The sequence below is a fragment of the Rhizobium sp. YTUHZ044 genome (assembly GCF_051123975.1).
Classification (GTDB): domain Bacteria; phylum Pseudomonadota; class Alphaproteobacteria; order Rhizobiales; family Rhizobiaceae; genus Rhizobium.
In genome coordinates this window covers 153,500-166,487 of the sequence record NZ_CP101427.1, presented here as the reverse complement: position 1 = coordinate 166,487, position 12,988 = coordinate 153,500, and the positions used below count along the sequence as shown (strand labels likewise).

Sequence of the window (12,988 nt, the reverse complement as noted above, 5' to 3'; positions counted from 1 at the left end):
TGTTTTTGCAATTAAATCGAAACTATTGCTGCAATTGTTGGCAATGCCAAAACCAGCAAATATCGCTCCAACCAACACAGCCGCTCGCGGCGAACATACAGGAGCCGACATGACATACCAATCTCAATCATCCAATCCAATCCGGAGCCGCGTCGCAGGCGTCGTCGGATCGCCTGTGGTGCGGACGGCGTCGCTGCTGGCTCTTTGCGCAGCCTACATCCAGGGTCCGCTCACCAAGATCTTCGACTTCAACGGTGCACTGGCTGAGATGGATCATTTCGGTCTGCATCCCGCCGCGTTCTTCGCGATCGCCGTGATCGTATTCGAGCTGATTGCCTCCGCCATGGTGATCTCGGGTTTCCTGCGCTGGGCGGGCGCGCTTGCGCTTTCAGGCTTCACCCTACTTGCAACCTTCATCGCCCTTCGCTTCTGGGAGATGGCGCCTGGGATTGACCGCATCATGGCCACCAATGCCTTCTTCGAGCACCTCGGCCTCGCAGGCGCATTCGTCTTCGTTACAGCATTCGACCTCACCAAGGGAGCAGGCAAATGAGCGCCGCAAAGTCACCCGGGGGAACCTTCGCGCCCCTCGCACAGCCTGTGTTCGCTGTCCTCTGGATCGCGACCGTTATTGGTAACACCGGAAGCTTCATGCGCGATGTCGCAAGCTCCTGGTTGATGACGGATCTGTCCGCATCGCCGGCTGCGGTCGCGATGGTCCAGGCTGCTGGAACCCTGCCGATCTTCCTGCTTGCCATCCCCGCAGGCGTTCTGACCGACATCCTCGATCGCCGCAAGTTCCTGATTGCCGTGCAGGTGCTACTCGCCTCTGTCAGCATGGCGCTGATGGTTCTCTCTCAGACGGGCATGCTTTCCGTCAGCGCGCTGATCGGTCTCACATTCCTCGGCGGGATCGGTGCTGCGCTGATGGGGCCCACCTGGCAGGCGATAGTGCCGGAACTCGTGAAGCGCGGCGACGTGAAGAGCGCAGTGGCGCTGAACTCGCTGGGCATCAACATCGCCCGCTCGATTGGCCCTGCCGCGGGCGGCCTGCTTCTCGCAGCCTTTGGAGCCGGGATCACCTATGGTGCGGACGTGGTCAGCTATATCGTCGTGATCGCAGCTCTTGTCTGGTGGCCGCGGGCAACGAACTCCAACGATGCGCTTCAGGAGAACTTCTTCGGTGCGTTCCGAGCTGGCCTCCGTTACACCCGCGCGAGCGAGCCGCTGCATGTCGTGCTTATGCGGGCGGCGATCTTCTTTGCCTTCGCCAGCGCAGTCTGGGCTCTACTTCCGCTTGTTGCCCGCCAACTCCTCGGTGGTGATGCGAGCTTCTACGGCATCCTGCTCGGTGCGGTCGGTGCTGGTGCGATCGGCGGAGCCTTGGTGATGCCGAAGCTGCGTGAACGCTTGAGCTCGGACGGACTGCTTCTCGGCGCCGCGCTTGTCACAGCAGCCGTCATGGGTCTGCTTGCTCTCGCTCCACCAAAGTGGGTTGCGATCATCGTCCTCCTTTTCCTCGGGGGAGCGTGGATCACGGCGCTGACGACGCTCAACGGCACCGCCCAGGCTGTGCTCCCGAACTGGGTGCGTGGTCGTGGTCTTGCTGTCTATCTGACCGTCTTCAACGGTGCGATGACTGTAGGAAGCCTCGGCTGGGGTGCTGTCGGCGAAGCTGTCGGCATCCAGTCGACCTTGCTCATCGGAGCTGCCGGCTTGCTCATCGCCGGGTCCATCATGCACCGAGTTAAGCTTCCCTCAGGCGATGCCGACCTGGTGCCGTCCAACCACTGGCCGGAGCCGCTTGTTGCCGAACCGATCGCCCATGACCGCGGCCCGGTGCTGATCCTGATCGAGTACAAGGTCGAGAAACAGCACCGCACAGCCTTCCTGCACGCAATCGAACATCTTTCCAGGGAGCGGCGCCGCGATGGTGCCTACGGATGGGGTGTCACTGAGGACTCGGCGAACCCTGAGAAGATCGTCGAGTGGTTCATGGTGGAATCCTGGGCTGAACATCTTCGTCAGCACAAGCGGGTCTCGAACGCCGACGCCGATCTGCAGGGGAAGGTTCTGGCTTACCATGCCGGTCCTGAGAAACCCGTCGTCCGGCACTTCTTGGCAATCAACCGGTCCGCGGCGGCATGACACAGCGGTATGGAGGTGGCAGCTACGGCGGCCGCCGCCAGATCGATTGGCAAGCTAGGCAACCGCAGCGGTCAATTGCCGCTGCGATTGCCGCCAATCCTACCAAAGCAGGCCTTCGCTGCCGAACTCGTCCCAACCGCTCAGCCCGGTCGCGGCGTCGTCAGCGTTCGCATCAGCCTGTTTGACTTTTTCTTGTTTCTTCAGTGAACGCGTCAGCTTCGCATGATAGTCGGCGCGTCTGCGGTTTTCTGCCTTCGTCCTTGCGTCTTCTTCACGCCATTCGTCCACGGCCCCGCGGTCGAGCAGGTCTTCGACAATCCGTGGGTTGAATACGTGGAAGGTGATCCGCCGCGCTCGACCCTGAAGCCGGACGGTTCTCGTTCCAGCGCTTGGAAGACGCCCGTCCTCCAACCAACGCTTCCTTTCAGAGGTCGTTATCCCCAGGATGTCCTCGATCTCGCGAGGAATGATCGGAAGCTTGGCGATATCCTGCAGCGCTTCGGTTACAATCGACGAGGTCGCGCGAAACGCTGTCTTCGAAGACTCCGCCATGACCAGGGTGAGCTCGCCCGACTGCATATTCAGCGACTTTCTGACCGCGGGAGGCAGGCGAGACCGGACCTCTTGCAGGATTCCCTTCACCCTGACAGCCGATCCGAGCGTCGCCGCCACGGGGAGTGACCACTCCCTGATCAGCTCGGGATCATCGCTCTTATTTTTCGTCTTCGTGTTGGGCATACCTGAGCAGATGGGGCCGGAAGCGGCGAGCGTCAACCGGCTGCCTGTCCGATGCCCGCCCTTGGCGCTTCGCACATTCGGGCGATTTTGCTTGATCCACCAGGGCCTATGTGTCCGTTCTGTTAGCCATGGCACCCATCCTGCCGTGAGGGATCAGCCACTTTAAAGCGGCGGGGCCGCTCAAGTCCTTCCACCGCCATCGGCCAGCGATTTGATCGGCTTGACTTCGTACTGCATTGACGGGTTTTACCCTAAGAACGCGGCCATTGAGGACATCGCCGAGGCTCCGACCAACTCCCTCGAGTCTATGTCCACGTTGACGGGCGCCCTTGAAATCTGCGGTGTAAGGAATGCCCGCAACCTAGGCAGAAAGCCGGGGGCCAAGCCGCTGACGTGCAGTAGGTCGGACACTCGAGAGGATCGCCCGTACCGTGACAGGACAACCGATTGCCGGTCGTTGTCTTCCCCTCGCTTGAATAGGGCAGTAGAGGCGCCAATCAACAGAAAGACGCCCACGCCGGAAACGGGGTCCAAATCCCGGCAAGCGTATGGTCAGGGTTTAGGGCAAGCGACAGATGGGCGGCGGTGGGAATATTAGCCGCTCGAGAATGCACAACCGACTTGCTTCGGCATAGGCCTGAGATTGGGTCGGCCGAGATCCGCCAGAACAGACTGGCGGACGTCGCCACTCGGCAGCTGGGCAAAAGCGGTCAGGCTTGATGCCGTATTTTAGGGTAGACCATGTATTTGAAACTTACCTTTCGCGAGTTTCAGATGATCTATTCCGGCGAACGATCTTTGCCGACATTTTCCGCAAGGAAATCTATGAAAGCGCGAATGCGGGCTGCGAGGTGCTCGTACCCGACGAATACTGCGTGGATCAATTCGATGTCTTCAGGATTGTAGTCTTCCAGCACGGGAACGAGTAACCCAGCGTCGATCTCTGGCTCCACATGGAATTGGCCGATCCGGGCCAAACCAACGCCGGCAAGGCACAGCCTGCGTATGGCCATTCCGCTGTTGACCGCGCTGTTGCCGGATACGGGCAACCGATACATCTCGGTCGATCCCGGCGCTCGGAACGGCCACTCGTTGAGTGTTCGGCGGAAATTGAAAGTCAGGCAATTGTGGCCAGCGAGATCGGCCGGTGTCTTTGGTCTGCCATGGGCATCCAGATAGGCGTGAGATGCAACAATGACGCGCCGGCTCTCAAGGAGTTTTCGGGCTTTCAGTGATGAATCTTCCATGGGGCCTGAACGGATCGCAACATCGGTCCGCTCTTCGATCAAGCCAATGACGCCGTCCGTAAGTGATATGTCGAGTTGCACTTCGGAATAGAGTTTGAGGAACTTCGGGACGAGCGGGAGGAGATAGCGTTCGCCAAAGCCAACGGAGGCATTGACCCTGAGGATCCCTCGCGGCGCCATTTTTCCGCCAGACGCGACGATCCGTTCAGTCTCCGCAATGTCGCCCAGGATTCGCCGGGCTCTCTCCAGATAAACTTCGCCTTCCGGCGTGAGCGTCATCGTGCGGGTTGAGCGGACGAGCAGTCGGGTCCCGAGCCGGTCCTCAATTCTGGTGACAAGCTTGCTCACCGCCGAGGGCGAAAGCTTCAGGCGCCGTCCGGCCGCCGAAAAACTCTGCAATTCCGCCGCACTTACAAATACTTCCATTTCACCAGCGCGATTATCCATCGTTCTGTCCTGTGAATTCAATTCAAATCTGATTGTTCAATAGTGCCAATTATCACGAGAGTCCCCTTCAATCATATTGCGGTCAACAACTTCGTCTGACAGCGCTGCTGTCTTTGCAACCGCCACCTTAACGGCGAGCGGAGAGGAATTTATTATGCCTTTAGCAATCTTCGCCTTGACGATCGCGGCCTATGCGATCGGTACCACAGAATTCGTGATTGTCGGTCTTTTGCCGACCGTTGCCACAGACCTCAACATTACCCTGCCGCTTGCCGGGCTTATCGTCAGCGTCTATGCGCTCGGCGTCACCTTTGGCGCGCCGATCCTGACGGCGCTCACCGGCAAAATCGAGAGAAAGCCGTTGCTGCTCGGCCTGATGGCCTTGTTCATCGTTGGCAATACAATCGCGGCGTTGTCGCCGGGCTACGATCTGCTGCTTGTGGCCCGGGTGATCGCCGCCTTCGCCCATGGCGTGTTCTTCTCGGTCGGCTCGACCATTGCCGCCGATCTCGTGCAGGAGAACCGCCGCGCTTCGGCCATTGCCATGATGTTCATGGGCCTGACAGTTGCCATCGTCACCGGCGTGCCACTCGGCACCTATATTGGCCAGATCCTCGGTTGGCGCGCGACCTTCTGGGCCGTTGCCGCACTCGGCGTCATCGCCTTCCTCGCCATTGCAGCCCTATTGCCGCACACGCTCAAAAAGGCGCCGCCGGCAAGCCTGCTCGATCAGCTTCGCGTTCTTGGCTCCGGCCGTCTGCTGATCGTCTTCGCAATGACAGCGCTTGGCTACGGCGGCACCTTCGTCGCCTTCACCTTCCTGGCGCCAATCCTGCAGGAAATCACCGGCTTCTCCGAGGAGAGCGTCAGCCTTATTCTGGTTCTCTACGGCATCGCAATCGCAATCGGCAACATTGCCGGCGGCAGGATCGCCAACCTTAACCCGGTCAAGGCATTGATCGGTCTGTTCATCTTGCAGGCCATTGTCCTTGTCATCTTGACCTTTACCGCGGCCTCGCCGGTTCTGGCGATCGTCACCCTTGCTGCGCTCGGGTTCCTTCAGTTCGGCAACGTGCCGGGCCTCCAGCTCTATGTCGTCAAACTGGCCAAAGAACACCGTCCGGGTGCCGTGGATGTCGCATCGGCTCTCAATATTGCCGCCTTCAATCTAGGCATCGCGATCGGCGCATGGCTGGGCGGTCTGGTCGTGGAATCCCCGCTTGGGCTAGGTGCGACCCCTTGGGTGGGTGCCATCCTGGTTGTCATCGCTCTGTTGCTGACCATGTGGAGCAGCGCTCTCGACCGTCGCGCGGTTCCGGCCCTGAAGACAGCCTAACACAGCGACCCGGCGCGTTGGGCGCCGGGTCGCACCTATCGGATCTCACCCAGGAGAATTCCCATGTCTACGTTGAACGCGGGCCAGTTTTCCGCGCTTGACCGCATCAGCTAGCCGGAGGAGGCCTGACGCCCGGGGGGCGAAATTTCGTTTCTCGGCCGCTGGCGATCAACGGGCGTGGTTTTGAGACGATCGCTGCCTGGCCGAAGAACTGGTTGGCGGCTTTGGACGAAATGCAGATACCGCACGGAAACAAAACGGCGGCTACGTGGTTACTGATCAGACGCGCAGGAGCGTTTCCCTTGCGAGGAAAACTAGCCGTAACGGGAGCAAGACGATTGACACAGCAACACATTGGGCGCTTCTCCTCGGCATATTGACGTTGGCGAGCTGGTTAGCCGGAGGCTTCGCGGCGGTGCTTGGAAACGTGGAGCTTGGTCCTCACGGGCAAAAGGCAGCCGAATATTTGACGCTCGGCTTGAGCGTCACCGGCTTCATCTGCGCCTTCGCAATGGTATTGATCCTGGTGATCCGATGATCTCGATCACCCGAGTGGCCATAGACCCGGCCTTCCCGCGATCGTCGATTATGTCGGCTGCGGGCTGGATGATTGTTCGGGAGAAGGAGCTCTGATCGATCTGCCTATCCGCTACCCCTGGCGTCGTGCGGCGGCCTGCCCGACAGCAGGCGGACGACGAAAGATCGAGACCTGGTTGCGTCCGGCTTCCTTGGCGCGATAAAGCGCCATGTCGGCTTCGTGCTGGAGACTGGCCAACGAAACATCTGTGTCGACAGCCGACTTGAACGCCACGCCGACGCTCAGCGTCACCGAGGGCCCAACGCTGGAGGCCGGGTTCGGCAGGGCAGCCGCTTCCACGCTCTCGCGTATTCGCCTGGCGACTGCGACGGCCTCTTCTTCATCGACATCCGGAAGCACGATGAGAAACTCCTCGCCGCCATGTCGCGAGACGAGATCGCGATCGGCGCGCACGCAGCTCTGGATGATGCCGGCAACCTTGACGAGGCAGCGATCGCCTTCGCTGTGGCCAAGCCGATCGTTCAGGGCTTTGAAGTGATCGATGTCGCACATCAGCATGGCCGCGATGACGCCGGTTTCGCGGCCGTTGCGCCACAGGCCCTCGAGCGTTTCCATCATCCAACGGCGATTGGCGATTCCGGTCAACGGATCGGTTCTGGCCAGCCGCTCCAATCGGGCGTTCGCATCGGCAAGCTCCGCGACGCGGCGCTGATCCCTGCAGTCCAGGAGAAATGTCTTCTGCGCCAGGATGTTCATCGTTCGCCTGGCGACCACCGTCGCGATGATCCCACAGGAAAAGAAAAGGGTCGCGGCGACGACGCTGCCCGCTTCCAAAAGCGGGTTGTGCCATTGAAGGATGAAGTAGAGACAAAGGGCATAACAGGCGATTGCGGTCGTCCAGGCCAGCGGCACGCTGAAGATGGTGATTGCGCTCGTCGCGACGAACAACATGATGCTCAAATGCCGCTCGTAAAATTCGCCGCCGGCAAAAACGCCGACGAGCCCGACCGAGAGGAGAATGAGGGACATTCCCACAAGCAGCGACGCCCGCTGAACGGCCGCCGGCCGCGGCTTGTTCCAGACGACCGCGGTGAAGATTGCTGCCGGCGGCAAAAGGCAGGCGGGCGCAATCATCGACAGAACGATCTGCCGGGGAAGCAGGAGGGCGTTCAGCGCCAGCGTTAGAACATCGACAAATGCGACCCAAATCATCCAGGAGCGGATGACCTTCGCCGTCTGCCGCCACAGCCTTTCATCAAAACGGCGGCGCAGTTCGCCCGTCAGGCGGATATCGCGGGTTCGGCCCGATAAAAGACGTTCGACCTCATCCACCATTGCGCCGGTCAACGGCCGTGGCGGCACAGACCCGGCTGCAGAGGTTTCAGAGGAAGTGCTTTTGGCATCACTCATCTCTGGTTTAACTAGCCGCGATGCAAAGCTCGGCAAGGCTTACGCACTCGCATCGGGATTCGTATGTTGATATTTTGTAAACAAGATTGCGCGCGCGGTCTGGGCCGGATCGTCTCGATCATGCTACCAACTCTTTTCCGAGAGGGGGCAGGATGAGGCTCAAACTGGTTGCAGTTGCGGTCGCGGCGCTGGCGCCGGTGGTTGCGATGCTCGTCTACAACGAAGTCGCGCTTCGCCATCAGCGCAACGAGGAAGTGCGTGCCTCCGCGGCGCAGGCGGCGAGGCAAGCCTCGTCGGAAGTCGAGCGGATTATCGAGGGTCTGCACGCCCTTCTCGTCGCCGTATCCGCCATGCCTTCCGTCCGGCATCTCGACGTCCAGGCTTGCAACGATGCACTGAAATCGGTTGTCGAAAGCATCCCCAACATCCGCACCATCTTCGTCGCCGGCCTCGATGGGCATCCCATCTGCGGAAGCATGGCGTTTCCACAGGGTGTGATGTTTTCCGACCGCGATTACTTCCGGCAGACTCTGGAGACCAAGGACTTCGTCGTCGGCACCTATACGCAGAGCCGCCTTTCCGATCGCCCTGTGCTGCCGCTCGCGATGCCACTGATGGAAGGCGATACCATCAAGGCCATCGTCATCAGCGGAATCCGGCTGGACTGGCTGCAGAATCGCATCACCGAGCGCGGGATTGCTCCCGGCAATGCGGTGACGATCGCCGACGCCAAGGGAGTGATCATTGCCCACGTTCCCTCTCCCGAACAGTTCGTCGGTACGATCTTGGTGGAGGAATACCAACGGCTGATCCACGCCGAACAGCCTGATGTCATCGAGACCACCGGCCGGGACGGAACAGCGCGCATCCTCGGTTATCGCCCGATAGCCTTGCCTTCCAACCCCCTCTATGTCAGCGCCGGCTTCTCGAAAACGGAGGTCTTCGCCCCGATCGACCGGGCGACACTGATGAATACGCTCGCCATCATCGGCGGTGCGCTTTTCGCCTTCGTCGCCGCGATCTTTATCGGTAACCGCTTCATCCTGATACCGATCTCGAGGATCGCCGATGTGATGGAAAGCTGGCGCAGCGGCCAAACGACGGCGCGGACCGGCATGACGGGACCGGACGAGCTGGGGCTCGTCGGCGCAACCTTCGATCGGCTGCTCGACGAACTCGAAGAGCGCAGGCGGCAAAATCAGCAGGCGGAGGAGGAGCGGAGCCTTCTCGTCCGCGAACTGGCGCATCGCGTCAAGAATGGCTTTACGCTCGTGCAGGCGATTGCCAGACAAACCTTTTCGCGGTCCGATCCGGAGAGATACGGTTCCTTCGCCGAGAGGCTCGCAGCCCTCGCCGGCACCTATGACCTCATCCTGTCGCGGGAGGGGTCGGCTTCGCCCATTCGGGATATCCTTTCCGCAGCCCTGCGAGCGCATGTCGCCTCGCAAGCCGAGCGCATTCATCTCGACGGACCGGATGTGGTTCTCCCGGCGGACACCGCCCTGCCGCTCTCGCTCGTGATTCATGAGCTGGCGACCAATGCAACCAAATATGGAAGCCTCGGAAGCGAAAATGGAACGGTCAGCATCGAATGGAAGCACGAGGATGGACGCGTCCTGCTTCTGTGGACGGAAGCCGGCGGACCGCCGGTCTCGACGCCGACGAAAAAAGGCTTCGGCTCGGTGCTGATAGAACGTGCCTTCCCGTCAAAGGCGCAGGCGCGATCCCGCGCGGACTACCGGAGCGAAGGCCTCGTCTTCCAAGTAATATTTTCGATCGCGGAACCGGTTGCCAAAGGCGAAGTTGACCCTCTGAGCCCGGACGTAAAGCATACGAGCTAGACATGAAAAACAAGGTAGTCGTGGTCGAGGACGAAGCTCTGCTGCTGATGATGGCGGTCGCCATCGTCGAGGAGGCAGGCCTTGAGGCGCTCGAGGCACACAATGCCGACGAGGCGCTCATGCTTTTCGAAAGAGTGCCCGGCATACGGATCCTGTTTACCGATATCGACATGCCGGGAAGCATGGATGGCTTGATGCTGGCAAAGGCGGTCCGTGATCGCTGGCCGCCCGTGGAAATCATCATCGTCTCCGGCATGAAGCAGCCGGAGGCGGATGCTTTGCCCGAGCGCGGCATCTTCTTCTCCAAGCCCTATGATACCAGGCAGCTTACCAATGCGCTTGTCAGCATGGCCGCCTAGGGCTTCGGGCCGCGGCATCGGCTGCGCGACTGGAAATGGTGCTGGTCGATGCATCCTTTTGGAATCTCGCGCGTTTTCCCTGCTTCAACAAGGAGACCACCATGTCCAAACGCGAACTCATCGATACAGGCACCGACAAGCGCTACGTCCGTCGCGATGATCAGGGTCGTTTCACCGAGTCGGTCGAGGTCAGCCGCTCGCTCTCGGCAGACAAGCGACGCCGGGCGAAAAATGATGCGAAGCCCGGAGAGGGCGACCGCGGCGATCATCGCGCCAAGAAGCACTGAAGGCGACGATCGAGTCGTCACTCCGCTGAGCGCAGCGGCTGACCGACTATCTTTCTGCCATGGAAGGCCGCTGCAAATCGATGCGGCTGGTGATGACCGGCTGGCCGGAAGCAGGGTCTTTGTCGACAGTCTGCAGTCGAAGCCTGTTCTGCCCGATTTTTTCGATCAGTAGCATTGCGTCTCGGTCGCCGTTGACCAGCCGCGCCCAAGTCACCCGCAGGTTGAGGGCGGTGCCTTTCCTGTTCCCCGCAAGCTTCGACGGCAGTCCTGATGGTCCTACGTAATTGCCGGTATAACCATCCCCGGCGGCCTTTACCGTCGCCGAGAAGGTTCTGGTGAAAACCGCAAGGCCGCGACACTTCCCGCTCATCGATACGGCCGATGTGTCTGCGTCGGATCGAAGGGTGCAGGAGACTTTGAGATTCGGGCCGCCTATTTTGGTCAGCACCATTCCGGTTCCCCTCCAGTCCCCATCCAACGACTGTAGAAATCCCGCCTCCGAGGCAGTTGCCCTGGCCGGCAGGCAGGAGAGCGAGAGCAAAGTCGCGATCAGAGCTGCACGCATGAGATCCCCCCGGGTTGCATGGCCTAACACCTGAGCGGAGCAGATTGTTCCCCGCCGCAGGCTTCGTGCAACCATTGCGGCGGCAGCCTGCTTTCTCGCCTCATTCACTCCCTCGCCTCGACGCGGCATCGATTCTCCGGAGCTTGAAGAAATAACGACGGGCATCGCCGTCGACGAACATCATACCAGCGACCTCGTCGTCTCCCGTCCTGCGGAAATAGTCGGCGATTGGCTGCCTGTCGTAGATCATAGCAGCTGTGGTGAGGTTATCGAAGGTCCGAAGCTTCAGCGACGCGGTCGTACCCCGCGCCCGGAGCGCCTTCTGCAGATAGGAGAACCAGTTCCGGGCGATCCGAGTGCGGCCGAACGGCGCCGCCTTGATGGCCAGGCTGATCGGAAAAATGCCGGGGTCGATCGCCACCAGCCGATCCGACCGCCACTGAAAGAGGAGGGCGTCCGCGCGCATGTCGACGTGAAACCGCTTCCCGAACCAGCCGAGGTTCTCGAGGACGCCGTCGAGCGGGTGATCCGATGGGATGCCCGCACCTCGCCACAGGCCGAGCATCTCGGTCGGCTGGACCGGCGGCAGCGAGGAAAACCAGGCTGTCATTTCGTCCTGTCGCTTAGCGCTCTTCAGCGGCATCATGACCCCGCCTTCGTTGACAACAGGGCTTGCAGCGACACCGGCCTGAGGCCCTGCGCATCGACGCCCACATCGTACTGGCGGGGCAGGGGCTTGAGGCGACCGTGGGAATGTCCGTGCAGATTGATCGACTTCTTACCCATCTTGTTCCAGGTGCGGAACGGATAATGGCACAGGATCAGCAGATGATCGTCCAGCGTCATCTCGCTGTAGTGCTGAATGCTTGTCCATCCCTTCGCCGCGGTCGTCGTCGCGGGATCATTATTCCCAATGATCAGGTGCTTTCGCCCGTTCAGCATCGAAAGGAGCTGGTCACAGTCCCCGCCGCGAGACGACATGAAGTCACCGAGATGCCAGATGTCGTCCTGCGGACCAATAATCTCGTTCCAGTTGCGGATCAGGGTCACGTCATGCGACGTCATGTCGGGAAAGGGGCGTCGGTCGATGCGAAGGACGCGGGGATCTGCGAAATGGGTATCGCCGGTGAAGTAGATCATTTGACAGAGATGGCGCAGCCCGCCCGCTTGGGAAGCCGTTTGCTAATGGCCAGGGGTGGGGATCGATTGCTTGACGTCATCAAAGGACGGGCTGTGCACGACGCGATAGCGCGCTTCGACGAGGTTATAGATCCCGAAGGCCGCCAGTCCGATTGCGACGGCGATATAGAGGATCGAGCCGAAAGGAAGCTGTCTCACCCATTCGAGCGCGTCCGCCATGCTGCCTGCCTGCTGAGGATCAACGCGAAACCCTGCATAGGCGAAGAAGATTCCGCTGATCACGAAGACGACGCCGCGGGCGACGAGGCCGTATACGCAGACCGAGGTCACCACGCCGCTGACGTCCGCAAGTCTGAGATAGCGCTCGAATTTCTTGCTGATGCCCTTGGCTGCCGTCACGACCCCGCCGATGATGAAGCCGAGGCCGACGGCTACGGCAAGATAGGCGCCGAACGGCTGCGACATGATCCATTCTGCCAACCCTTTCTCACCAGATTGCTGGCTCCCGCCGCCGCTGAAGAGTGCGTGACCCAGCGCATAACCGGCAAGGCCGAGATAGACGACGGCGCTGCCGAAGAAAACCGTGCGGATGGCGATGGCCTTGGCGTCGCGGCCATGGCCGTCGCTGTCGGCGAGCGACTGCGCCAGTCGCCAGGCGACGAAACCGAGAAGTCCGATGCCGATGAGCCCAACCCAGACGCGGCCGAAGGGCTGTGCGAGAAGCGTCGAAAGTGCCGACTTCGTTTCCGGCTTCCCCCCGGCGACGCCGGAAAAGAGGGCGAGGCCCGCCACAAGGAGGAATACGACGCCGCGCGCCACATAGCCGCTCTTGGCAAGCAGGTCGAAACGAAATTCTTTGGGCATGATATTCTCCGCGCGTCTGTGTGGCTGTCACCTCTAACGCGCCACCGCGTGGAAAGTTGTCATCGAGG

The 12,988-nt window shown here is 60.6% G+C and carries 13 protein-coding genes; 6 read left to right on the top strand and 7 right to left on the bottom strand.

The genetic code is table 11. The features are described 5' to 3' along the window. The first annotated feature begins 109 nt into the window (after positions 1-109). Positions 110-553 carry a DoxX family protein gene (locus NL154_RS23600; RefSeq protein ID WP_434734305.1) on the top strand — a complete coding sequence of 148 codons (444 nt, stop codon included), beginning with the start codon at positions 110-112 and terminating at the stop codon, positions 551-553. Then, complete coding sequence (locus NL154_RS23595; protein WP_434734304.1) at positions 550-2,148, top strand: MFS transporter; 1,599 nt, start codon at positions 550-552, stop codon at positions 2,146-2,148. The genes NL154_RS23600 and NL154_RS23595 overlap by 4 nt, the downstream gene beginning before the upstream one ends. A 99-nt stretch (positions 2,149-2,247) precedes the next feature. On the opposite strand, the gene NL154_RS23590 is transcribed toward NL154_RS23595, so the two are convergent. Both NL154_RS23590 and NL154_RS23585 read right to left on the bottom strand, forming a co-directional pair. Next, the gene (locus tag NL154_RS23590; RefSeq protein WP_434734358.1) at positions 2,248-2,886 is read right to left on the bottom strand and encodes a hypothetical protein; all 639 of its coding nucleotides are present in this window, start codon (positions 2,884-2,886) and stop codon (positions 2,248-2,250) included. A gap of 779 nt (positions 2,887-3,665) precedes the next feature. Continuing rightward, entirely contained in the window at positions 3,666-4,580 is a 915-nt protein-coding gene (locus NL154_RS23585) for a LysR family transcriptional regulator (RefSeq protein WP_434734303.1), read from the bottom strand. A 154-nt stretch (positions 4,581-4,734) separates the two neighbouring features. Between NL154_RS23585 and NL154_RS23580 the strand changes: the two genes are divergently transcribed. Continuing rightward, on the top strand, positions 4,735-5,916 hold the full coding sequence (locus tag NL154_RS23580; protein ID WP_210632017.1) for an MFS transporter: 1,182 nt from the start codon (positions 4,735-4,737) through the stop codon (positions 5,914-5,916). Positions 5,917-6,565: 649 nt separating this feature from the next. Here NL154_RS23580 and NL154_RS23575 read toward each other — a convergent pair. After that, positions 6,566-7,864, bottom strand: coding sequence for a GGDEF domain-containing protein (locus NL154_RS23575; RefSeq protein ID WP_221164061.1), 1,299 nt, complete (start codon positions 7,862-7,864; stop codon positions 6,566-6,568). Positions 7,865-8,016: 152 nt separating this feature from the next. Here NL154_RS23575 and NL154_RS23570 point away from each other — a divergent pair, with 152 nt between their 5' ends. The 3 genes from NL154_RS23570 (at position 8,017) to NL154_RS23560 (ending at position 10,351) form a co-directional block, all read left to right on the top strand. Beyond that, entirely contained in the window at positions 8,017-9,705 is a 1,689-nt protein-coding gene (locus NL154_RS23570) for a sensor histidine kinase (protein ID WP_434734302.1), read from the top strand. Between the two features lie 2 nt (positions 9,706-9,707). Continuing rightward, positions 9,708-10,064 (top strand): response regulator, encoded by a 357-nt coding sequence (locus tag NL154_RS23565; protein WP_434734301.1) that lies wholly within the window; start codon positions 9,708-9,710, stop codon positions 10,062-10,064. 101 nt (positions 10,065-10,165) lie between these two features. Then, positions 10,166-10,351 (top strand): hypothetical protein, encoded by a 186-nt coding sequence (locus tag NL154_RS23560; RefSeq protein WP_221147161.1) that lies wholly within the window; start codon positions 10,166-10,168, stop codon positions 10,349-10,351. Between the two features lie 46 nt (positions 10,352-10,397). Here the strand turns inward: NL154_RS23560 and NL154_RS23555 are convergent, their stop codons facing one another. The 4 genes from NL154_RS23555 to NL154_RS23540 form a co-directional block, all read right to left on the bottom strand. Then, positions 10,398-10,916, bottom strand: a complete 519-nt coding sequence (locus tag NL154_RS23555) for a hypothetical protein (protein ID WP_434734357.1) — start codon at positions 10,914-10,916, stop codon at positions 10,398-10,400. 100 nt (positions 10,917-11,016) lie between these two features. Beyond that, complete coding sequence (locus NL154_RS23550) at positions 11,017-11,559, bottom strand: GXWXG domain-containing protein (protein WP_434734356.1); 543 nt, start codon at positions 11,557-11,559, stop codon at positions 11,017-11,019. Beyond that, the gene (locus NL154_RS23545) at positions 11,559-12,056 is read right to left on the bottom strand and encodes a metallophosphoesterase family protein (protein ID WP_221164056.1); all 498 of its coding nucleotides are present in this window, start codon (positions 12,054-12,056) and stop codon (positions 11,559-11,561) included. The genes NL154_RS23550 and NL154_RS23545 overlap by 1 nt, the downstream gene beginning before the upstream one ends. 42 nt (positions 12,057-12,098) lie before the next feature. Beyond that, on the bottom strand, positions 12,099-12,920 hold the full coding sequence (locus NL154_RS23540; protein WP_221164055.1) for a DUF1206 domain-containing protein: 822 nt from the start codon (positions 12,918-12,920) through the stop codon (positions 12,099-12,101). Positions 12,921-12,988 lie beyond the last annotated feature (68 nt).

What these genes read in the sequence shown, in the direction of transcription:
- NL154_RS23600 (WP_434734305.1), top strand. Translation starts at nt 110, where the DNA reads ATGACATACCAATCTCAATCATCCAATCCAATCCGGAGCCGCGTCGCA.
- NL154_RS23550 (WP_434734356.1), bottom strand. Translation starts at nt 11,559, where the DNA reads ATGCCGCTGAAGAGCGCTAAGCGACAGGACGAAATGACAGCCTGGTTT.
- NL154_RS23595 (WP_434734304.1), top strand. Translation starts at nt 550, where the DNA reads ATGAGCGCCGCAAAGTCACCCGGGGGAACCTTCGCGCCCCTCGCACAG.
- NL154_RS23560 (WP_221147161.1), top strand. Translation starts at nt 10,166, where the DNA reads ATGTCCAAACGCGAACTCATCGATACAGGCACCGACAAGCGCTACGTC.
- NL154_RS23585 (WP_434734303.1), bottom strand. Translation starts at nt 4,580, where the DNA reads ATGGATAATCGCGCTGGTGAAATGGAAGTATTTGTAAGTGCGGCGGAA.
- NL154_RS23570 (WP_434734302.1), top strand. Translation starts at nt 8,017, where the DNA reads ATGAGGCTCAAACTGGTTGCAGTTGCGGTCGCGGCGCTGGCGCCGGTG.
- NL154_RS23565 (WP_434734301.1), top strand. Translation starts at nt 9,708, where the DNA reads ATGAAAAACAAGGTAGTCGTGGTCGAGGACGAAGCTCTGCTGCTGATG.
- NL154_RS23575 (WP_221164061.1), bottom strand. Translation starts at nt 7,864, where the DNA reads ATGAGTGATGCCAAAAGCACTTCCTCTGAAACCTCTGCAGCCGGGTCT.
- NL154_RS23555 (WP_434734357.1), bottom strand. Translation starts at nt 10,916, where the DNA reads ATGCGTGCAGCTCTGATCGCGACTTTGCTCTCGCTCTCCTGCCTGCCG.
- NL154_RS23580 (WP_210632017.1), top strand. Translation starts at nt 4,735, where the DNA reads ATGCCTTTAGCAATCTTCGCCTTGACGATCGCGGCCTATGCGATCGGT.
- NL154_RS23545 (WP_221164056.1), bottom strand. Translation starts at nt 12,056, where the DNA reads ATGATCTACTTCACCGGCGATACCCATTTCGCAGATCCCCGCGTCCTT.
- NL154_RS23540 (WP_221164055.1), bottom strand. Translation starts at nt 12,920, where the DNA reads ATGCCCAAAGAATTTCGTTTCGACCTGCTTGCCAAGAGCGGCTATGTG.
- NL154_RS23590 (WP_434734358.1), bottom strand. Translation starts at nt 2,886, where the DNA reads ATGCCCAACACGAAGACGAAAAATAAGAGCGATGATCCCGAGCTGATC.